General features: G+C 28.6%; 24 protein-coding genes. 5 read left to right on the top strand and 19 right to left on the bottom strand.

Annotated elements, in window-relative coordinates:
* The first annotated feature begins 60 nt into the window (after window positions 1–60).
* Window positions 61–789, top strand: coding sequence for an HAD family hydrolase (locus ACTG45_RS02155; protein WP_021382860.1), 729 nt, complete (start codon window positions 61–63; stop codon window positions 787–789).
* Between the two features lie 184 nt (window positions 790–973).
* Here ACTG45_RS02155 and ACTG45_RS02150 read toward each other — a convergent pair whose 3' ends face one another.
* The 19 genes from ACTG45_RS02150 to ACTG45_RS02060 form a co-directional block, all read right to left on the bottom strand.
* Window positions 974–1471, bottom strand: coding sequence for a hypothetical protein (locus ACTG45_RS02150; RefSeq protein WP_021382836.1), 498 nt, complete (start codon window positions 1469–1471; stop codon window positions 974–976).
* Between the two features lie 10 nt (window positions 1472–1481).
* Window positions 1482–1922 (bottom strand): putative 'four-disulfide core' protein, encoded by a 441-nt coding sequence (locus tag ACTG45_RS02145; RefSeq protein WP_021382842.1) that lies wholly within the window; start codon window positions 1920–1922, stop codon window positions 1482–1484.
* A complete protein-coding gene (locus ACTG45_RS02140; RefSeq protein ID WP_021382868.1) occupies window positions 1912–2751 on the bottom strand; it encodes a DUF5685 family protein in 840 nt (279 codons plus the stop codon). Before ACTG45_RS02140 ends, ACTG45_RS02145 begins: the two co-directional genes overlap by 11 nt.
* Window positions 2752–2969: 218 nt before the next feature.
* The gene (locus ACTG45_RS02135; RefSeq protein WP_479919714.1) at window positions 2970–4355 is read right to left on the bottom strand and encodes a M20 family metallopeptidase; all 1386 of its coding nucleotides are present in this window, start codon (window positions 4353–4355) and stop codon (window positions 2970–2972) included.
* A gap of 161 nt (window positions 4356–4516) precedes the next feature.
* Window positions 4517–5260, bottom strand: a complete 744-nt coding sequence (locus ACTG45_RS02130) for a glutamine amidotransferase (RefSeq protein ID WP_479919713.1) — start codon at window positions 5258–5260, stop codon at window positions 4517–4519.
* A gap of 19 nt (window positions 5261–5279) precedes the next feature.
* Complete coding sequence (locus ACTG45_RS02125) at window positions 5280–6542, bottom strand: M20 family metallopeptidase (RefSeq protein WP_479917988.1); 1263 nt, start codon at window positions 6540–6542, stop codon at window positions 5280–5282.
* A gap of 149 nt (window positions 6543–6691) precedes the next feature.
* Window positions 6692–7690 (bottom strand): ABC transporter permease, encoded by a 999-nt coding sequence (locus ACTG45_RS02120; RefSeq protein ID WP_479919712.1) that lies wholly within the window; start codon window positions 7688–7690, stop codon window positions 6692–6694.
* Window positions 7674–9185: a sugar ABC transporter ATP-binding protein gene (locus ACTG45_RS02115; RefSeq protein ID WP_479919711.1), complete on the bottom strand. Its 1512-nt coding sequence runs from the start codon at window positions 9183–9185 to the stop codon at window positions 7674–7676. The genes ACTG45_RS02120 and ACTG45_RS02115 overlap by 17 nt, the downstream gene beginning before the upstream one ends.
* A gap of 53 nt (window positions 9186–9238) precedes the next feature.
* Window positions 9239–10201: a substrate-binding domain-containing protein gene (locus ACTG45_RS02110; RefSeq protein WP_479917985.1), complete on the bottom strand. Its 963-nt coding sequence runs from the start codon at window positions 10199–10201 to the stop codon at window positions 9239–9241.
* Between the two features lie 47 nt (window positions 10202–10248).
* Entirely contained in the window at window positions 10249–11142 is an 894-nt protein-coding gene (gene rbsK / locus ACTG45_RS02105) for a ribokinase (protein WP_021382856.1), read from the bottom strand.
* Between the two features lie 41 nt (window positions 11143–11183).
* A complete protein-coding gene (locus ACTG45_RS02100; protein WP_479919710.1) occupies window positions 11184–12206 on the bottom strand; it encodes a LacI family DNA-binding transcriptional regulator in 1023 nt (340 codons plus the stop codon).
* Window positions 12207–12425: 219 nt separating this feature from the next.
* Window positions 12426–13403: a biotin synthase BioB gene (bioB, locus tag ACTG45_RS02095; RefSeq protein WP_479919709.1), complete on the bottom strand. Its 978-nt coding sequence runs from the start codon at window positions 13401–13403 to the stop codon at window positions 12426–12428.
* A 208-nt stretch (window positions 13404–13611) separates the two neighbouring features.
* Window positions 13612–13875, bottom strand: a complete 264-nt coding sequence (locus ACTG45_RS02090; RefSeq protein WP_021382847.1) for a hypothetical protein — start codon at window positions 13873–13875, stop codon at window positions 13612–13614.
* 69 nt (window positions 13876–13944) lie between these two features.
* Window positions 13945–15018 carry a DUF362 domain-containing protein gene (locus ACTG45_RS02085; RefSeq protein ID WP_479917981.1) on the bottom strand — a complete coding sequence of 358 codons (1074 nt, stop codon included), beginning with the start codon at window positions 15016–15018 and terminating at the stop codon, window positions 13945–13947.
* Window positions 15019–15516: 498 nt separating this feature from the next.
* Window positions 15517–16275, bottom strand: a complete 759-nt coding sequence (locus tag ACTG45_RS02080) for an ABC transporter permease (protein ID WP_479917980.1) — start codon at window positions 16273–16275, stop codon at window positions 15517–15519.
* Window positions 16272–17192 carry an ABC transporter ATP-binding protein gene (locus ACTG45_RS02075; RefSeq protein ID WP_021382865.1) on the bottom strand — a complete coding sequence of 307 codons (921 nt, stop codon included), beginning with the start codon at window positions 17190–17192 and terminating at the stop codon, window positions 16272–16274. Before ACTG45_RS02075 ends, ACTG45_RS02080 begins: the two co-directional genes overlap by 4 nt.
* Complete coding sequence (locus ACTG45_RS02070) at window positions 17189–17389, bottom strand: PLD nuclease N-terminal domain-containing protein (RefSeq protein ID WP_227827720.1); 201 nt, start codon at window positions 17387–17389, stop codon at window positions 17189–17191. The genes ACTG45_RS02075 and ACTG45_RS02070 overlap by 4 nt, the downstream gene beginning before the upstream one ends.
* A gap of 4 nt (window positions 17390–17393) precedes the next feature.
* Window positions 17394–18488, bottom strand: coding sequence for a helix-turn-helix domain-containing protein (locus ACTG45_RS02065; RefSeq protein ID WP_479919708.1), 1095 nt, complete (start codon window positions 18486–18488; stop codon window positions 17394–17396).
* Between the two features lie 224 nt (window positions 18489–18712).
* Entirely contained in the window at window positions 18713–19147 is a 435-nt protein-coding gene (locus tag ACTG45_RS02060; RefSeq protein WP_479919707.1) for a helix-turn-helix domain-containing protein, read from the bottom strand.
* A 317-nt stretch (window positions 19148–19464) separates the two neighbouring features.
* On the opposite strand from ACTG45_RS02060, the gene ACTG45_RS02055 reads away from it, so the two are divergent.
* The 4 genes from ACTG45_RS02055 to ACTG45_RS02040 all read left to right on the top strand — a co-directional run bounded on the left by ACTG45_RS02055 (window position 19465) and on the right by ACTG45_RS02040 (window position 22507).
* Window positions 19465–20031: a sugar O-acetyltransferase gene (locus ACTG45_RS02055; protein ID WP_479919706.1), complete on the top strand. Its 567-nt coding sequence runs from the start codon at window positions 19465–19467 to the stop codon at window positions 20029–20031.
* 213 nt (window positions 20032–20244) lie between these two features.
* On the top strand, window positions 20245–20556 hold the full coding sequence (locus ACTG45_RS02050) for a DUF6442 family protein (RefSeq protein WP_479919705.1): 312 nt from the start codon (window positions 20245–20247) through the stop codon (window positions 20554–20556).
* A gap of 4 nt (window positions 20557–20560) precedes the next feature.
* On the top strand, window positions 20561–20770 hold the full coding sequence (locus ACTG45_RS02045; protein WP_021382875.1) for a helix-turn-helix transcriptional regulator: 210 nt from the start codon (window positions 20561–20563) through the stop codon (window positions 20768–20770).
* A gap of 366 nt (window positions 20771–21136) precedes the next feature.
* On the top strand, window positions 21137–22507 hold the full coding sequence (locus ACTG45_RS02040) for an MATE family efflux transporter (RefSeq protein WP_479919704.1): 1371 nt from the start codon (window positions 21137–21139) through the stop codon (window positions 22505–22507).
* The last annotated feature ends 81 nt before the right edge of the window (window positions 22508–22588 follow it).

Raw genomic sequence — 22588 nt, 5'->3', positions numbered from 1 at the left:
TTAACAACTTAGATACAATTTATAATATAATATAAGGAAATGATTAATTGAGGTGGTCTTATGAAAAATATAGCAGCTTTTTTTGATATAGATGGTACTCTTTATAGAGACTCTCTTATGGTTGAACATTTTAAGAAATTAATTAAATACGATATAATTGACCAAAAAAATTGGTATAAACATGCTAGAGACACTTTTATGGATTGGGATAAAAGACAAGGTAATTATGATGATTATCTATTAGAGATATGTGACCTTTATGTTGATTCATTAAAAGGATTAGATAAAACTTGCATTAATTTTACAAGTGACCAAGTAATTAAATTAAAAGCAGATAGAGTTTATAAATACACACGTTCACGAATTGATTGGCATCTAAATCAAGGTCATATAGTCATATTCATATCTGGTAGTCCTGGATTTCTAGTTGAAAAAATGGCAAAAAAATATAATGTAACTGATTTTCTAGGAAGTGACTATGTATTTGAAAATGAAATATTTACAGGAACAGTTATTCCAATGTGGGATTCTATAAGTAAAAATAATGCTATAAATGATTTTGTTGTAAAGTATGATTTAGACTTATCAAACTCCTATGCTTATGGTGATACTAATGGTGATATAAATATGTTAAAAAGAGTTGGAAATCCAATTGCAATAAATCCAACAAAAGAACTTTTATCTCAAATATCACTTAATAAGGAAATTTCTAAAAATGTTGAAATAATAGTAGAAAGAAAAGATATTATTTACTCTTTATCTACAGATGTAAATATAGTGGATATTTAATTTATATTATATCTTTTAAAGTGAATCATTATATCTAATATATAAAAAGCTTTGACTAAAAATCAAAGCTTTTTATATATTAATACTAAGTATATATTAAATTTATTTTTACATATCAATACATATTCAGATACATTATTTAAGTTTTTTAAATTACAATTCTATTAAAATTAAATATAAAAAATCAACTGTTATTTTTAAATAGCATCTTTCTTAACTTATTATTGTAATAACTTATAAAAGAACTGTAAACATAGTCATATACTATAAAGGCTATCTCAAATGAGCCTATAATAAAAATATTTATTGGAATATAAACTATTGTTCTTAATAAAAAATACAATATAAGTATCATTATATTTGCAAATACTAATTTCATGAAATATTCAACATATATAGACCTATCTTTTTCTATAAGATATTTTGCAATACCATATATTCCAAAGGTAAGTGAATACACAATCCATTGAGACTTACTTGCCATCACTATAAATCCTAAAGCTATAGAACCTATATAAAAAGCAATTCCACTTTTAAAACCCCATTCCATTATTACAATTGATACTAAAAGTGATGCTAGACCCATAATAAACAATGTATTTACAGGAATAATATTTGTAAGAGTCAACAGTATCACATTTAATGCTAATAAAACTCCTCCATAAGCAACTTTTATACTCATATTTATCATCCTAACAACAAGTTATTAAATCTCCACCAAAACATTCACAGCATGAATCTAAACACCAAAGCTTAGCACAGTTTTCACAACAATCATCACCTAAACAACAGCAACAATCATCACAACAACAGCAACATCCACCTAAATCATTACGTCTTCTTCTATTATAATTATCAGCCCTGTTGTTATATTCATTTCTATATTGTGTATAACTTCTAAGTGCATCACTATATTCATGATTTTCTGGCTCCATAAATTTTGCTCTTTTTAAGAAGTCTTCTCCTTCTTCATAATATCCTATGTTCATCGCAGAAAAACCAGTTAGATAATACCATTCTGCACATTTGTCAGTCAACGTCTTTAAAAAATCATATGCTTTTTTAAATTCACTATTTTCTATAAAAGCTCTTGCTCTCATAAAACTTTCATTATTATAAGTATTACTGTACATTCTTTCCACCTCTGCTTTCTAATATATTCATATATCTTAAATAAACACCAGAATAAATTATATTTTCTATTATTCCGACATTTGTATTTAGATTTAAATTATCAATTCCTCTAGCCAAAAAACCTAATGATGTTACAATTATTTTTTTTACCTTTTCTTTTAACTCATCGTTTTTATCTATATACTCTATAAAAGGATTATATCTTCCTTTCTTAAAATCTTCATCTAAATCTTCATATGCATCCAGTAGATATATATATTTACCTATATTAAATCCTATCATTCTTAAGTTTCTCTCATTTTCATCTTTTTTATAGGCAAATACTTCACCCATTATATTTCCAAAAATACTAGATACTTCATCTATATTTATATTTTTGTCATTTTCCAACTTATTTAATTCATTTAGCTGTTGTTTTATATACTCTGCTTTTTCAGAATACTTTTCATATGCTAAATTTAATTTGTTTTTATATATATAATATGCTAATTTATCTTTTATGCGTTTATCATCCATTAAATTATCTTCCAATTTATAATACGTTAAAAGAATATTCATACTTGCTGCATATTCTGTAATATCATTCGTAATTACCTTTTTCTTTTTAAATGGATTGACTATACATACTTCCTCTGTATTTATAGATTCTGGCTTGTATACTGAAGTTAATAAAATAATTAAAAATGTTATATCGTAGTTCAGAGAAAATCTAGAAATTTCTCCATGATTTCTTTTTAAATATTTACATAGACCACAATAATAAGCTTTGTAATGGTCATATTCTCTAAATGTTAAATCCATTTTGTTTATTTTAACATATCCAAACATAAATACTCCTTTTTGTACTACTTTTTATATAAATTATATATAGTATAACACTTTTAATCAAGATTATATAAGATACAGTATTCTAAGAAACTTTAAAAACACCTTCTAATTATTGTATCTTAGATTGAAAATAATTAGAAGGTTAAGTTAAAAATAATATTAAATTATATATTTATACTAATTCATACAGTTCAATCTCACTTACATTAACTTAATTTTTAAATAATTGGAGTATATTTAAAATTACCTACAGTATCCTTTAATTCCTTTTTTGCCTTACTTACAATAGACTCATCAAGAACTACATCATTTATTGAACACGCTATAGCTTTAGATGCTAACAACATCGCTTTAAATCCTATGTTAGAACCTGCACTAGCACAAGACTGCCATGTATGAGCAGAAATCCCAATAGGCCAAACTGAACAAGAGCATTGAGCTGTAGGGATTATGTAACTAACATCTCCAATATCTAATGATAATGATATGCAGTTATTATGAGTAAATGTATCATCTGTAACTTCATCATGTAAATTCATCTTAGTTATATCTTTGTTTCCACTCAATACACTAGAAACACTAATCCTTTTGTCTATAGATACTGTTTCAGCTAATTTTTCTGCAAAATAGTAGTCATTTTCATCATAATTTTGAGTTCCTATCAATTTCATGTTTTGTGATAGAATATCTGTTAATATTGTATTAGGGATATAATCATATACCCCACTTATAATATTATATTCCATACTAGTACCTGTCATCAAAGCTGCTCCTTTTGCTATATCAACAATTCTGTCAAATACATCTCTTACATGCTCCATTTTAACACCTCTTATGTAATACCATACTTCTGCAAAATCTGGAACTATGTTTGGCATTTTTCCACCATTAGTAGTTACATAATGTACTCTACAACTATCAAATATATGTTCTCTTAGATAGTTACAGCCTATGTTCATAAGTTCTACTGCATCAAGTGCACTTCTTCCATTGTAAGGAGCTTGTGCTGCATGGGCGCTAATTCCCTTATATCTAAACTTTACAGAATAATTAGCAAGGGTTGGAATTCTTATTGGAGTATTTATATCAAATGGATGCCAGCTAAATGCACAGTCTATACCATCAAAGATACCTTTTTTTATCATTAATACCTTTCCTGATAAATCTTCTTCTGCTGGACATCCATAGTATTTTATAGTCCCTTTCAATTTTTTTAGTTTAATTAATTCTTTTATTGCAATTACAGCTCCCATTGAACCTGTACCAAGTAAATTATGTCCACATCCATGACCTGCACCACCATCTGAAATAGCTTCTTTTGTAATGGATATTTTTTGGGACAAACCATCTAAAGCATCATATTCTCCCAAGACTGCTATAACTGGTTTACCTTGTCCATAACTAGCTACAAATGCTGTATCCATATCTTCTAATTCTTCTATATTAAAATCATACTTTCTTAAATATTCTTTTTGTAAGTTTGAAGCATAATATTCTTTATATTGAAGTTCTGGATTTTCCCATATCTTATCTGATATATTTCTTAACTCTTCTTGTATCTCATCTATATATTGCACTAAAAAATTTTTATTTAAATCCTCCATATTAATTGTATAATCCTCCTTAACTTTAACAAATTATCAGCCATTATCTAAAATAATTAGTTTAAAAATATTTTCTACTGTACAGCCATTTTATACAATAAAACCTCTTGACTTGTAAGCTTCACTTTATCAAGTAAGAGGTTTCAAATTTTATAAAATTTTTAACATATTAACCAATCAAGCATATTGACCCATAATTTATTATAGTATTTCCAATCAGTAAATTCTTTTGGTCCCCAATGAGGCGCACAGTCAGAACTAAATATAGCAGACTTTCCTTTTCCAAACTCACCAACAGCTACAAATGGGTCTCCTCCAATAGTTGCCAATACAGGGCAATTCTCTCTAGCAACTGTCTTGTTATATCCTAAAAATTTTGGCCAGTCTGTTGGTATATCTTTTAATACTGGATGTTCAGAGTCAACAACTTCTGGAATTATTCCTGCTGGTTTTTCGACTCTATCATCTTTATCTATCATAGTTATTGGTAATACATCCTTTATAGCAGTTTCTCCAAATCTAGCTTTTGCATCTATACCTGTAAATGACATGTATCCACCCACCATTATTAATGCTCCACCATTATTTACATACTCTTTGATTAATTCAAGTCTATCTGGACTACTATTACAATCTATAAAAGTACTATTAGATAATAAGAACGTATTAGAACCTATATCAGATAATATTATACAATCGTACTCATTTAACTCTTCTAATTTATATGGAAAACTATCTGCTGCCACATGTGCAGGCATATGAACTGTTTCATATCCTCCAGATTCTATTGCTTCTTTTAACCACTTTACAGCTTCTTCATAGTGAGTTGTAACAAATGTATCAAACCCTTTTATATGAGTTATATTTTTCACCCAAGATTCCCCTACTATTAATACTTTTTTCATTTATATATTCCTCCTACTTTTATAAGTTTAATATTAGACTTGCATACATAAGTATACTGTCTAAATACTCATTGATTTCAACATACTCATCTATTGAATGGCATTGTTCTATTGAGCCTGGTCCCAATATTAATGTTGGTATTTTAGCTAAGTTTTTCATCAATCTTGCATCATTTCCAGCTGTCGAACCTTTTATTTCTAATTTTTTCTCTAAAACATCTTCTAGTATTTTATGTGCCTTCACTACAAAATCAGAATTCTTATCCATCTCAAAACCTAATCCTGATTGATATATGTTTATATTTGGCTTATTATCTTTAAGCCACAAATCTCCATTAGCCCTTGTCATTATGATATTAGTTACATCGTTTACAACTTGTTCATAGCTCATTATATTTGGTAAGAAGTGTACACACAAATTGAATACACACTTATCTGGCACAGTAGAACCTGCTGTTCCACCATTTATTACACCCAAATTTATTGTAGGTGAAGGCAATAGTGGATGTTTATATATCATAAGCCAGTTATGTTCTAATTCTTTTATATCTTGAATCAGTAACATAGCCTTCTCTATTGCATTAACACCCTCCCACTTACTACCACAGTGAAGAGATATACCTTTAACCTCAACTTCAAAGAATACAAATCCCATATGTGCAATTATTAAATTCTGTTCTGATGGTTCACAAATTACACAGTAATCTCCATCAATTCCATTCATAACTGCATTTATAGTACCATTTCCCCCACCTTCTTCATCTACTACTGACATTATCTTTACATTACCAGGTACATTTAAACCACTATCTTTTATAAGCTTTACAGCTAATATTGATGCTATAAGCCCAGATTTCATATCTGCGGTTCCAAGACCATAAAGTTTACCATTATCTTCTGTCCCACAGTATGGATTATATTTCCACTTACTTATATCGCCAGGTGGCATAGTGTCTACATGACCATTAAATACAATCGTCTTGCCAGGTAAATTACCACTATATTTGCAAATTAAATTATATCTATCTTTATAATTGTGACCTAGGTTTCCTTCTTTATATGTATCTTTTGCTTTTTTAATTAGTTCTTCACTCATTTCTTGTCTATCTACACTAAAACCTATATCATTTGCAAGTTTCTCAACATATTCTTGCCCCTCTTTTTCAAATCCACCTAATATTCCATGTCCAATATCTTCAGTCTTTATGCTTACAAGTTCTTTTAAATAATCTATATATTCTTGTTTTTTATTATTTAGTGTATCTAAGAGAATTTTTTTCATATTTCCTCCTAAGATTTATTTTTACATTTAAAATTTCAAGTCTAACACTCTATACTTAAACGATAATAAATTTTTTTACTTACCATATTTTCATTTAGCATATTCAAAAGCGTAATAATTTTTATAATTCAGTAGCTAAAATTTAAATATTATTTGGCTTTAGCTGATTTTTTTAATTTTATATTATTTATCCATATAGCAAATAACATTACCAACCCTTTTATAATCATTTGATTATATGAAGATACACTTAGTAGGTTTAGACCATTTCCTAATATTCCTATTATTCCAACACCTATGCATGTCCCTACTATAGAGCCAGAGCCACCCATCATGTTAGTACCACCAAGCACAACTGCTGCTATAGCATCCAGCTCTGCTCCATCTCCTACAGTTGGTGAACCTGATGCCAAACGTGATGATAGTATTATTCCAGCCAATGCTGTTAGTAATCCAGCTAGTGCATATACTTTTACTATTACTTTATTTACTTTTACTCCACATAATCTAGCAGCTTCTTCATTTCCACCTACTGCATGTACATGACGTCCAAAATTAGTTCTTTTTAATAGAAAATGACCTGCTATTACAACTATAATCATAATTATAACTGGTATTGGTATCGGTCCAACATATCCTCTACCTAGCATCTTAAATGCATCTGTATTTACTGATATAGGTCTTCCTCCTGTGAATACAAAGCTTGCTCCACTTATTATCGTCAACATGGCTAAAGTTACAATGAATGGCGGTAGTTTTTGAGTTGAAATAATTGCACCTTTTATAACGCCTAATATTGTCCCTATTGCCAATGCAAGTATCATACCTACCCATATAGGTGCATTATAATTTACTACTGTTGTAGCCCAAAATGTACCTACTAGAGCAATTACTGCTCCTACACTTAAATCTATTCCTCCAGTAATTATTACAAACGTCATACCTACTGCAAGAATTGCGTTTATTGATATTTGTCTTCCAACGTTAATTAAATTATCTAAAGTTAAAAAATTAGATGAAGCTACACTCATTATTATAAAAATTATTACAAGTCCTATAGCTGCACTCCCCTGGTCCCTAAATGCACTTGTTAATTTTGTTAATAATGGAGATGAATTATCTTCTTTATGCTTAGTTATTGAACTCATTAATTTTACCTCCGAAAGCCAATTTTAATACATTATTTTCAACCATTTCTTCACCTTCTAAAAATCCACTTATATGACCTTCTCTCATAACCATTATCCTATCACTCATTGATATTAATTCTGGTATTTCAGAAGATATCATTATGATACTTACACCACGCTCTACTAAATCTCCCATTAGATTGTATATCTCTGCTTTAGCATTTACATCTATACCTCTAGTTGGTTCGTCCATAATTAATATATCTGGTTGTAATAAAAGCCATCTTGCTATTATAGCTTTTTGTTGGTTCCCACCACTTAAACTTTGTATAACTTGGTTCATATGTGGCGTTTTTATCTTCAATGCATCTATGTATTTTTCTAGTACTTCTTTTTCCTTTTTTCTATCTATAACTGATTTAAATTTAGATATCTTTTTTAATCCAGCCATAGTTGTATTTTCTTTTACACTCATCTGCAAAAACAGTCCAGTACCTTTTCTATCTTCTGTTATTAATCCTAGTCCATTTTCAATGGCATCTGATGGAGTTTTAAATTTTATTTCTTTATTATTTAAATATATTTTCCCATAATCATATGTTCTAAGTCCAAATATAGCTTCTACTATTTCACTTCTCTTGCTTCCAACTAATCCACCTATTCCCAATATTTCGCCTTTTCTTATATTAAAACTGATGTCATTAAAAACGTTGTTCTTAGTCAGACCTTCCACTCTCATAATCTCTTCTTTTATCTCTACATCTCTTTTAGGGAAAAATTGGTCTAGCTTTCTATCTATCATTAAATTAACTAATTCTTCTTCAGATGATACCTCTTTAGTATTCAAAGTCGAAACCGTTTTCCCATCTCGCATTATAGTAATTCTGTCACAAATCTCAAAAAGTTCTTCCATCCTATGAGAGATATATATTATGCTAACTCCACTATCTTTTAAATCATTTATAAGTCTAAAAAGTATTTCAGTTTCTTTTTTACTTATTGAAGATGTAGGCTCATCCATTATTAATACCTTAGTCTCTGATGATAAAACTCTTGCTATTTCTACCATTTGCTTTTGAGCTATACTAAGCTCTTTGACTAGACCATTTGGATTTATATCTATTCCCATATTGTCAAAAATCTTTTTAGCCTCTTCATTCATTTTTTTATCGTTAGTTAAGACTTTACCATTTATTTCTTTTCCCATAAAAATATTTTGTGCTACTGTCAATTCATCAAATACTGTTAATTCCTGATAGATTGCATTTATACCTATCTTCTTAGAAACATCTGGTGATATATTCTCTATTTCTTTACCTTCAAAAACGAATTTACCAGAAGTTTTTGAGTGTGCACCAGTTAAAATCTTTATCATTGTTGATTTACCAGCACCATTTTCACCCAGTAGTGCATGAACTTCACCATGAAATAGCTCAAAATTAACATTATCTAATGCTCTAACGCCAGGAAATTCTTTAGCAATATTACTTAACTTCAGAATTGTATTACTCATAATGACACTCCTTTTTAAATAGGATTTCTTTCAAATAATCTTATTTTATTTTACTAATTCTTAAAGTCTTTTATATTTTCTTTATCATAAAGTAAAGCTGGTACTGGTATATTTTTTTCTACCTTTTCACCTTTTATAGCTTTTACTACTGCTTCTACAGCTAAACGTCCCATTTCTTTAGGTTGTTGCTGAATCATTGCAAGAATAGTTCCATCTGTTATTCCACTTGCTGCTTCTTCAGTTAAGTCAAATCCTACTATCTTAACATCTTTATTCTTTGCAGATTCAAGTGCAGCTTTAGCTCCTAATACACTATTTTCAGCTGTTGCATATATTATATCTACATCTGGATTAGATTGTATTAAGTTTTCTACTGTATTAAGAGATTCTTCTCTATCATATCCTGGTTGTGAATTTAATATTTTAACATTTGCTGAACCTTTTAATGCATCCTTAAATCCATCTATTCTTTGCATTTGTATTTGAGATTTTAAATCTGTTACTATGGCTATTTCTGATTTTCCACCTAATTTTTCATCAATGTACTTTTTAGTGTATTCCCCTAACTTTTTACCAGCATCATAACTAACTGTTCCTACGTAACTTGTAATATTCTCAGTATTTAATACAGCATCTACTGTAACTACTGGCATTTTTTCAAACGCTCCTTCTACTGCTGGTACTATAGCTGAGTTATCTGTTCCAAGCACTATCATTCCATCCACATTTTGTTGTATAAAATCTTCTATTGCTGATGTTTGCTTAGCTACATCTTGGTCTGGGTCATTTACTATAACTTTTACACCTAACTCTTTGGCTTTTTCTTTTATTCCCTCATCAATGTCTATAAAAAATTGATGCTGAAGAGTTATTGTAGATACTCCTATAGTTAAATCTTTCTTGTCTGAACTACCTTTGTTGTCTGATTTACTTGGCCCTTCCATTGAACATCCTGTTAACATTCCTATTGCTAGTGTTCCAGCAATTCCTAAAGATAAAATTTTTCTCACTCTCATAATTAACCTCCATTTTTAATAGTTTTAAGTTTGAACAAATTAGATTTTTATTTATTAATATTTAAATATTTTTCAACATCTTCTTTATAAGGCATACCAGATTGTGCTCCTAATTTTGTTACAGAAAGACCTGATGCTACTACTGCATATTCTACTGCTGTATATAGATTTTTACCTTCTGTTATCGCCACCGACAATGCTCCATTAAATGTATCTCCTGCCCCTGTCGTGTCTTGGACATCAACCTTTATACAGGATACATGTTTAATTTCCTTACCATCATAAAATCTAGCTCCATTTTTTCCTTCTGTTATCACAAGTTTGTTAGGATATTTTTTTAATATTTCCTCTATTTCTTCCTCTGTGTCAAAAACTACCTTATATTCATGTTCATTTGGTGTTAAGTAAGTTACTTTTTCTATTATATCTCTATCTAATTTTATTGCAGGTGCTGGATTTACTAAAACTTTTATCTTATTTTCAAAACAGAAATTCACCACATAATTTATTGTTTCCAATGGAATCTCTAATTGTAGTAATACTATATCTGCATTCTTTATCTCTTCTTCATTCTTTTTAATCAATTCTATATCTACTAATTCATTAGTCCCTGCCACAACAACAATACTATTATCATTTTCACATAGTGTTATGACCGCAACACCAGAGCTTTTATGTTTATCTCTAGATACTAGGCTATAATCGACTTTATTATTTCTAAAATTTCTTATTAATTCCTCACCTAAGCTATCTTCACCTACACATGATATCATTTTTACATTTGCTCCTAGCTTAGATGCTGAAATAGCTTGATTAGCACCTTTTCCACCAGGTGATGTGAAAAAGCTATTACCTAGCACTGTTTCTCCTTTTTCTGGTCTTTTATCTACAGAACATACCATGTCCATGTTTACACTTCCTATGACAACTATGTTTCCCATTACATTACTCCTTTACATATCTATTTATGTCTTTCATGCTGTTATTCATTATCTTTTGTTGAATCTCTTATAACTAGTTTTGGCTTAAAAATTAACTCATCAAATGATTCTTTTTTCTCTCCTCTTAAACAATTTATCAGTATTTCACTAGCCTTGTATCCTATGTCATAAGATGGCTGTCTCACTGTTGTAAGAGAGGGACTTATTAGACTAGATGTCTGGATATCATCAAATCCTACAACATTTACATCATTTGGTATATTTAATCCTCTTTCCTTAAGCCCTCTTATAACACCTATTGCAATCAAATCATTTGCACAAAATATTGAATCAAAATCTATCTTTTCTAGATTTTTTATAAATTCTTGTCCCCATTCAATTTTATATTTTCCTTCAAACACATAATCAGAGTTATAACTTAAATCACGCTCAATTAGAGCCTTTTTATATCCTTCTAATCTATCTACTGCTATTTCATTTTGAAGTGGACCACTTAGGTATATTATTTTCTTACTTCCAATATCTAATAAATGTTTTGTAGCTATATATGCGCCTTCAAAGTTGTTTATTTTAACTATTCCTTTTAAAGTCTCTTTGTTCATACTTATTTTTTTATCAATTAATACTGTTGGTATTTTTATGTCTTTATAATTTGCCTCTTTCCAGTTTGTATTTGAAGAAGCTGCAAATATAATTCCATCTATCATTCTCTCTGATAATGTTCTTATACCTTCATATTCTTTTTTAGCATCTTCATCTGTATTACATAAGATTATGTTGTAACCTTCTTCATTAGCTTTATCTTCTACGCCTCTTGATACATCTGTAAAAAATGGATTTCGTATATCTGGTATAAGAAGCCCTATAGTATTAGTTTTTTTAGTTACTAGACTTTGTGCTAATTTATTTGGTACATAATTTTTTTCTTTCATTATTTTCAAAATTTTTTCTCTTGTTGCTTTACTTATATTTTCATCTTTATTATTAATGACTTTTGACACAGTTGTTTTAGAAACACCAGCCAATTCGCCAATTTCTTTTATAGTAATACTCAAGAAGTTCACCCCCATAGTTTAGGAAACCGTTTTACTTAACCGGTTACCTAGATATTAGCACATCCTTTTTTCCTTTGCAACTATTTTATATAAATTTTGATATTTTTCTCATTTTTCGAAATACTGCAATTTATAATTCAATTTTAATATTTTAATTAATATGCAAAAAAAAATTAATATACTTTTATTATTATTTAAAAGTATACTAATTAATTTAAGTAATCTTTATCAAAATTCAAGTCCTTGTTCTATAATCATTTTTTTATCATTTTCAATACTATTTCCGACAGTTGTTAAATAATCACCTACAATTGCAGAATTTACACCACCATTAAATCCAACTTTGTCATATCCTTTTAATGATAACCTTCCACCAGCATATCTTATGTATGTATTGGGAATTATGAACCTAAATACTGCTGTCGTTTTTAATATTTCCATTGGTTCTAATACATTATAATTTTCCATAGGAGTATTCTTAATAGGATTTAAAATGTTTATTGGGATTGATTTTACATTTAATTCTCGTATTTCAAAAGCCATTTTTAGTCTTTGTTCTTTACTTTCATTCATTCCTATTATTCCACCTACACATACATCTAATCCAGCCTTTTTAGCATCTTCAATTGTTCTTATTCTATCTTTATAAGTATGCGTTGTACATATATTATAAAAATTATCTTTTGATGTCTCAACATTATGGTGATATGTAGTCACACCTGCTGATTTTAGCTTTTTAGCTTGTTCATAATCTATAATACCTAAAGATGCACATAATTTTAAATTAGTATTTTCTCTCAATCCTTCATAAATATTTAAAATGTCATTAAACTCTTTTCCTGTCATACCTTTACCACTTGTAACCAAAGAGAATCTATGCACTCCTTTACTTTCCATTTCTTTAGCTCTCTTTAAAATCTCATTATAATCTAGCAGTGAATATTCTTCTATCCCAGTTTTATAATGAGATGATTGTGCACAAAATTTACAGTCTTCACTACATTTGCCAGACTTAGCATTTATTATTGTACATAAATCTACTTTTCTTCCCATAAAATATTCTCTTATTTCATTTGCAGATTTTAATAAGATATCAAAATTGTTTTTGTTATTAGTGTCAATACTTATTAAATTAAGAGCTTCTTCATAATTTATTTCTTTTCCACTTAATATTTTATTTTTTAATTTGACTATGTATTTTTCCATATATCCTCCTATTTGTCAACTTATATTTTTTATATAGTTTACTTATTATATATAGTATTACATAGACAATATTTATTGGTCAACTTTATTTTATATATAGGTTTACTATTGAGCAAAAAAAATACTGTTCTAAAATAGTATTTGTATAATATCTTATACGTATCATTATTAAAACAGTATTTTTTATTAAAGAATCATTCTTATTAATTTATAAAACTATTCTTGTCTTAACTCCATCCAAGCTTTCCATCGTAACAACCTCTAAGCCTTCATACTCTCTAAACAACCATTTTAAATCCTTCATAGCTTGATTAACCTGACTTTTTGTTAGATTATTTATAAAATATTCTTTTCTAGTTTCCTCATACTCTTTGCTAGTTAAAAAGTTTCTTAGAAAATTAAATGCAAATACACTTGGAATATTGTTTACATTTGCTTTCTTGCTGTTTTCTTTCTCATAGTAAATTTTCATAAATGCATACTCCTTTGATACTTTTAAATTTCTCTTACAATAATTATATGCATCTAAGCCCTACTATTCTTATAATTTTATTAATTCATATTCTTTATTTCCCATGCCCATTTCACATGCATAGTCTATTATTCTAGTTCCATTTACATGAGGATGCTCATGTTTGAACACATCATGACCCATCTCCTTACAAATCAAATCATAACATGCTTGTTCAATAGCTACTGGGTCTGTTGATGCTAGTATTCCTATATCATGTGCAATCGGTCTACCTGACCAAGGTACACAGTCACAAAGTGGAGTTACATTCATGACAAAAGTTATATATCCTACCTTATCTTTTTTATTTGATACTGCTCCATAAGCGTATTCTGCCATCTTTTCAACAAACACATCTGAGTCACTTTCCCATTGTATAGTTACTGCTCTAGTTGGACAGACAGTTGGACATTCTCCACATCCATAACATACATCAGAATCTATAATTGCCTTCTTATCTACTATACTTATAGCTTTTGTAGGACAAGAATTAACACACTTTCCACAACCTATACACTTTTTTTCCTTTACTACTGGAGTAACATCAGAATGTTGCATTTGCTTTCCTGCTGCACTTGCACATCCCATAGCTAAATTTTTTAATGCTCCTCCAAAACCTGCTGCTTCATGACCTTTAAAATGACTCATTACTATCATTGCAGAAGAATTATAAATTTCTCCACCTATTTTCACACTTTCAAAATGTTTTTTATCTATTTGTACATTTTCATAATTTCTACTATACAATCCATCTGCAATTATTACTGGTGCATTTACCACTGCATAAGCAAAACCATTTTCTATAGCTGTTGTAAGATGGTCTACAGAATTTGTTCTACTTCCTGTATATAATGTATTTGTATCTGTTAAAAATGGCTTTCCTTCGCAATCTTTAATCTTATCAACCACTTGTCTAACTGCTACAGGACTCATATATGTAGTATTTCCTTTTTCTCCAAAGTGAAGTTTGATTGCTACTTGGTCATTCTTTCCTATTAAATCTTTGAATCCTGCTATATCAAATAATCTTCTTACATTGTTTGGCACATTTTTATTTTGCGAATTTGAGTATAAGTCACAAAAATATACTTTTGACTTTTCCATATCTACACCCCTTTAAAATATTTAATTAAATTAATTTTATCACTTTTAAAGTGATTTTTTAGTATATTTTACCACATTTAAAGATTCTTATCTTTATTTAATAAAACAATATTATTTTAACTCCTTACTACATTGTTTTAACTCTTTACTAGTTTAGGCTCTATATACTTATAGCATATCTTAAATAACTGATAATCACTAGATTATAATCTATCTCCTTTTTTATTTTTAAACAGTTACTTAAGGTAATAATTTAATTATTATAAGATATAATGAGTACGACTAAAACAAAAAAAGAGGCTGTCTCAAAAGAGAGATAAACCCTTTTTTCATTGTTGAAATGATGAAAATATATTTGATTTCACACAAAGAAGAGCGCCTCATGAACTAAAAAGTTCATTTTGAGACACCCCCTTTTTTACTTAGATATATTCTTATACATTACTAAGTATATTTTTACACAATACAGTGCTATTTGCATTTATAATAAAGATATCATTAAACTGGTTTTTTATTAAATAAAATAACAGCTGATAACAGACACACTATTGAAATAATGATTGTTACAATGATTGGAATAATAAATTCTGGAGCTGTCACTTTCCCTGAAATCAAATCTATATTTTTTGATAATATGAAATTAGGGGTATAAGGTGCAACCTGTTTAGGAATAGAAATTAAACTCAAAGCAATAGTTACTACTAATACAAGTAATACACTTGCAAATGCTGGTCTAAATAGTACACAGCCAAGAATTAATATAGTAATATACATAATACCAATTATCCATAAGTTAAATGCTGAAAATACAACATGATTAAGATTTGCAGTTGGCCAAAAATACATTGTATAACCATAAGTACATAAAAAGCTCAACCAGAAACCAATGGTCATAATAATTACTGCAATAGAAAATTTAGACAATACTACAGACGAACGTGACAATCCTTTAGTCAACATAATGACAAGTGTTCCTTTAGAATATTCGTTTGATAAAATATTGCAAAAAATAATTAGAGTTAAACTCATTCCAAGACCAGAAATATTGCTAGAAAACTGTGTCCAAGAATCTAAAGCAGTTGGTAGAGCAGTAACTTTTAAAGTTGGGGCAAAATGAGCAATCAAATCTGGCATAAATTTAGCAGAAAGAGGACTCATTATTCCAAATATCAAAAATAAAATAATTAGACTAAATAATTTATAATTTCTTACGTTCTCTACAAATTCTTTTTTTGTAAATGCTATGTATTCTCTCACTTTACTACCTCCAAAAATAAATTTTCAAGTGACAATTCTATTAATTCCATCTTTATTGGACAAAGATTCATTTCTGCAAGTGTAGATATAACTGTTTGTTGTATTGATTTTATATCTTTACCATGGAAAATAATTTCCATATTAGTCTCTTCTGAATCTTTAAGTAAGGATTTAATACTACTACTAGACTTAAATGCTTGGATTTCATCATCACTTGAAAACTCCAATAAAAGTCTATCTTTTCCATGCATACTTTTTATTTCTGAAAGTGTACCACTAAGAGCGATGCTTCCGTTATTTAATATAGCAACATGGTCACAAATTCTTTCAACATCTGACAGTATGTGTGTTGAAAATATTACAGTTGTTGAGTCTTTGATTTTAAGCATAATATCTAATATTTCTTTTCTACCAACAGGGTCAAGTGCACTTGTTGGTTCATCACAAATAAGTAATTTAGGGCGTGAAAGTAATGCTTGAGCTATCCCAAGACGTTGTTTCATTCCACGAGAAAATCCACCTATTCGTTTCTTTTCATTTCCAAGTCCCACGAGTGACAACAACTCTTCACTTCTTAACTTTATTTCTTGTTTTGAAAGCCCTGTAATTTCTCCACAAAGAGAAAGATATTCAAGTGGTCTCATATAGTTATAAAACTCTGGAACATCAGGTAGATAACCTACATGTCGATTAGAACTTGTTCTTCCATATGTCACTTTCTCACCACAAACATTTATAGTTCCACTATCTGCTTCAAGTAACCCAAGTACCATTTTCATGGTTGTAGTCTTGCCTGCACCATTCTTACCTACAAAGCCAAAGACTGACCCTTCTGGTACAGTAAAATTTAGATTATCTATTATCTTTCGATTACCAAAACTTTTTGATAACCCATTTATTGAAACAATATTCATCATTCATCACCTCTTCCTATGGTAAAGTATAAAATTGGACCTATTATACTGATAAATAGTACTAAAAGAATCCATATTGCCTTATTCCCAATTTTATAATTTGGATGTTTTATTATATGAATAAGTGCAGTAATTACAAGTATTAAATTTAAAATAATAACAGGAAGCAAAAGTGGTAAATATTCCATTAAATTTTCCATAATTTTATTCCTCCAATAAAGATAATTTTTCTATAAGAAATCTGTATTCTTTGTTCTCATTTAATACAGAGAACATAGGATTATTCTTAATAGCAGCAACAATACCTCCCTTTACAATTGTATCATCACGTGTAATACCTGTTCCAATCTCAGAAATCCAGCCATCAATATGATTAAAAAAGTCATCACTATGTAGCATAATTGGATATATATCACTCATTGCCAAATCTACATATCTTTGTAATGACTTAATAGCTCCTTTAGTATTTCCATGTATTAAGTTTATTTGTATCTGTGTCAAATATACAGAAAACATAATGCCAGGAGATAATGCATCAAGGTCAAAAGTATCTGAAATTATTAAAATACGTCTTTCTATTTCTTCAATTTGTGATTTATCTGAGTTTTGCAGAAGTCCCACTAAATCTTGAACTAACAACGTAAGATTCTGATATGCTCCTATCTGTAACGTTTCATTAGCTTCATTAGTTTGACCATTCATTATTTGTCCCTGTGCAAGAAGTATGCTTTCATTTACCATGGGAAAATTACTATCTTGAAATAAATCAATAACTTCTATAGGTTGATTTAACAAGATATAACAGGTTGCCTCCATACCTTTTGATTGACGACAAATTTCTATATCATCACTTGTTTCTCGTATTCGAATAAAAATTTCTAATGCTTCACTAATTAATAGTTTACGTTTTTCTTCATCTACAAGGTCATAATGATTAATTATCAAAACACCCATCTGATAAATCAAAGGAAAGCATGAATAATATTTTTTTATGGTTTCTCGTATTTCATCCATAACTTCGTCAAATGGTTTAACAGTAAAATCTTTACACAATCGCTGATATAGTTTATTAATATCTTCCTTAATCATTTGTGGCTCGTAACAAATTAATTCATCAACTGTAATGTTGAAATATGTCGCGAGTTGTGGCAAAAAAGTGATATCAGGATAGCTTTGCCCAGTTTCCCATTTAGATACAGAAGCTTTAGAGATACCTATATAATTTGCAAGTTCATCTTGTGTAATTCCTTTTTCTTTACGCTTTAAAATCAGTGTTTTTGCAATGTTTAATTCATTCATATCAACGCCTCCTTTGTATAATTATATCCTTAAATCCATGAACCTAACAAGCGATTTAAAGTTGACTTTTGATGAAAAAATCAACCATAGAGAAACAAATAAGCAGATATCTTAGATACCTGCTTAAATAGATTTTAAAATTCAATTTATATATTTTTTTATTTATTCCAATTATTTCCACATTTTTATACAAAACCATATATGAATATATCCAAATATAGTTTTTATTTATCATGCCTTTTAAATGTCTTGTACAAAATATCTTTTAATATAAGTGCATTATTCTCATTGCTCATCTTGTATTCTTTTTCAAATCTTGAATATAATTCTTCAATAGCTATTTGATATTTTTCTATCCCCTCTATATCAACATATGCTTCTAAAATAGGATACTTAGAGCTCCATGCTTTTGTCCAGTCAACATCCTTACTAATATTATCAGTTATATCTTTAGAGCATAAATTACTTTCATCAATTAAGTAATCATAAGTAATATCAAATAGCTTTGATATATTTTTTATATTTTCTAAATCTGGCTTAGCTTGTCCTAATTCCCACTTACTAATGGTTTGTCTAGATACATTTAGCCTTTCTGCCAACAACTCTTGAGAATAATTATATTTCTTTCTTAGTTTTGTAATCTTGTCTCCTAAATTCATATATTAAGCCCCTTTCAATTTAAAATAATTATATTTCAATTATAAAGTATTAAACTCAACTGTTCTACAAAGTAAGGTTTGAAATATGTAAACTTTAGTTTACATACATAATGAAACATTCTATATGTACAAGACTAATATTAATGTTTAATTACAGTTTTTAATAAGAATCAATTATTTATTCTTAAATAATATAAAAAAGGCTTGTGTTGTAGTTAACTCCAAGTAGTATACTCTATTTAAGAGTTGAGCAAACATAATGAGTTTTACGTAGAGATATTGTACAGTTTGTAAGTAAAATCAATAGGAGGAAATTTATGAGTAATATAGATATATTTGAGAGAGACAAATCTGGCGAGATAATTTCAGATTCTGACCCAGATATGGATAAAATAAGATATGTAATAGAAAGAGCTAAAAAAATAACTGCTGAGCTAAATAACTCGTATCATACTAAAAAAGAAATAAGAAAACTATTTTCTAAACTCACAGGTGTTGAAGTTGATGAAAGCTTATATTTAATACCACCATTTTACACAGACTTTGGAAAGAATATAAGAGTTGGAAAGAATGTATTTATTAATCATGCCTGTACATTTATGGATAGAGGTGGCATTACGATTGAAGATGATGTACTTATTGGACCTAAAGTAAATCTTATAACAATAAATCATCCTTTAGAACCATCTGATAGACATTCCACCGTGTCTACACCTATAGTTATAAAGAAGAATGCTTGGTTAGGAGCAGGAGCAATGATTATGCCTGGTATTACAATAGGTGAAAATGCTGTTGTTTCAGCAGGAGCAGTAGTTACAAAAGATGTCCCTCCAAATACTGTGGTTGCAGGTGTCCCTGCTAAGATAATAAAGAATATATGTTAGATTCTAAGTAGAAGTTTAACTATTGGATTAATAGAATATTATTATAGTGTTTCAATAAAAAAAGACATTCTTAATTAAATTAAGAATGTCTTTTTTTATTGATTAATATCATATTTATGCCAAGTTTTATTGTCAAAGTTCTTGACAAGTAAACTTGGCATGATATAATTAAAGTACCAAGTAAACTTGGCATCCAATTAGGAGGTGTCTCATATGAATAAAGAAGAAATTTTAAGTAAGAGTCGTCAATCCAATAAAGATGAAGGATTAGAGTATATTGAAAATAAGGGCAGAAAAATAGGATATTCAATTTTCATATGTATTTTCGCTTTCATTGTAATATTTAACGCCTTTATTGGACAAAAAAGTGATGCAGTATCTGCTTTATTTTGGACATTTGGACTTGCTGAAAATATAACAAAATACCAATTCACACATGAAAAAAAGAATTTAATTTGGGCTATTATTTTCTTAATTACAACTATCTTCCTATTGACTAACTTTGTTTTATCATCGTTGAGGTAAGCATATGAATGAAGAATTAATATTAAAAAATCACTTAAAAATAGCAAGAACAGAGAAAAAATTATCTCAAAGTCAGCTAGCTGAAATGGTAGGTGTGTCAAGAAACACTATTAGTTCAATAGAAACAGGTCAGTTTAATCCAACAGCAAAATTAGCACTTATTTTATGTATAGCTCTAGATAAAAAATTTGAAGATTTATTTTACTTTGAATAAAATCTATTGTATCCATAAAGTATAAAATAAAGTGTAGTCATTGTATATTTTATTAACTTCCAAAATTTAAAATAAAAGATTTAAATAAATAAAACAAAAAGAGTAAATAATTAGATATTTATTATCTTATCACTTTACTCTTTTATTTATTTTAAAGTCTCATCCATCTCTTTAATACCCTATATTCCATATTTATTAGAACCTCTTCTGTTTTAAAAAAACTCAATTTTAAGTCTATATATTACCCAAATACAGTGCAATTATACAGGTACCTTAATAAATGCCTTGCAATTTTAATAAGGTACCTGTATAATATATTTCATAAGGTGCCTTAGTATTATAAATTATATTATTTAGGAGGGTAACATGGAAAATGAAAAATCAAACATTAAATATTTAAAAGAAGAACCAATAAAAAAAACTATTCTTTATTTATCTATCCCTATGATGATAGGAATGTCAGCAGGAACTATTTATAATGTAATCAATGCCTACTTCATAGGATTAGTTCATGACACAGCTATGCTTAGTGCAATAACATTAGGACTACCTATATTTACAATTCTAATGGCTTTTGGAAATATGTTTGGTGTTGGTGGTAGTACATTCATAACTAGGCTAATCGCACAAAATAATAGTGATGAAGCTAAGAAAATTGCTGGATATACTTTCTATGCAAGTATTATAACAGGTTTATTGATAGGTCTACTTGGCTACTTATTAATGAATCCAATTGTTAAATTATTAGGTTCTGACATGGCTACATTTGAATATACAAAACAATATGCAATTACACTATTTGTTGGTGGATTTTCTATTATATTGAACTTCTCACTTGAACAAATAGTAAGGTCTGAAGGTGCATCAAAAGAATCTATGTATGGTATGTTTGTAAGTGTAATAGTTAGTATCATATTAGATGTTTTATTTATACTGGTTCTTAATATGCACGTATATGGTGCTGCATTATCAATGGTGCTTTCTAATATTGCTTCTAGTGCTTATTATGTTTGGTATTTAAATGTTAAAAGTGAAAACCTTAGAGGATTTTTACATTACATGAAAATCAGCATAAACAGTCAAGTTGAAATATATAAAGTTGGTGTATCCCAATTAATCCAATGCTCTTTCTTAATTGTGACTACACTATTATCCAATAATTACTCTATGCAATATGGAAATAACATAGTTGCTAGTTTTGGTATAGCACTTAGAATTGCTCAAATTCCAGAATTCTTTGTTATGGGTATTGTTTTAGGTGTAATGCCACTTATAGCATATAATTTTTCTAATAAGAATATAGCTCGTTTAAAAGAAAGCATAAAGTATTCTGCTTTATTCATATTTGTAATCGCAGTTGTATTTTCAGGAGTTGTTTATATATTTAGAACTCAAGTAATACAAACATTCTCAGTTGATACATCAGTTATTGAAATAGGAACGTATGTATTGGTAGCTATGCTAGTATCTGCCTTATTCAATGGAGTTACATCTTTATTTATGACAATATATCAAGCATCAGGAAAAGGCATTGAAACAGGTATAATGTCTATAAGCCAAGGTGGATTGTATATACCTATAGTAATATTTCTTAATTATTTTTATGGACTTGATGGATTGATATGGTCTATGACAGTAACAGAAATTATAACATTTTTAATAGGTGCAGTTTTATATATCCCTTATAGTATAAAACTTAAAAAGGCATCAACTAAAAATAAAGTAAGTCTTATATAAGATTTACTTTATTTTTGGTTTTAATGTTAGTCAATACAAATTATTTTATTATATGTAATTATTAATAGCTTACCGAACCTC

The organism is Clostridioides sp. LIBA-7602, assembly GCF_056688945.1.
This window is presented reverse-complemented; position numbering and strand designations above follow the sequence as displayed.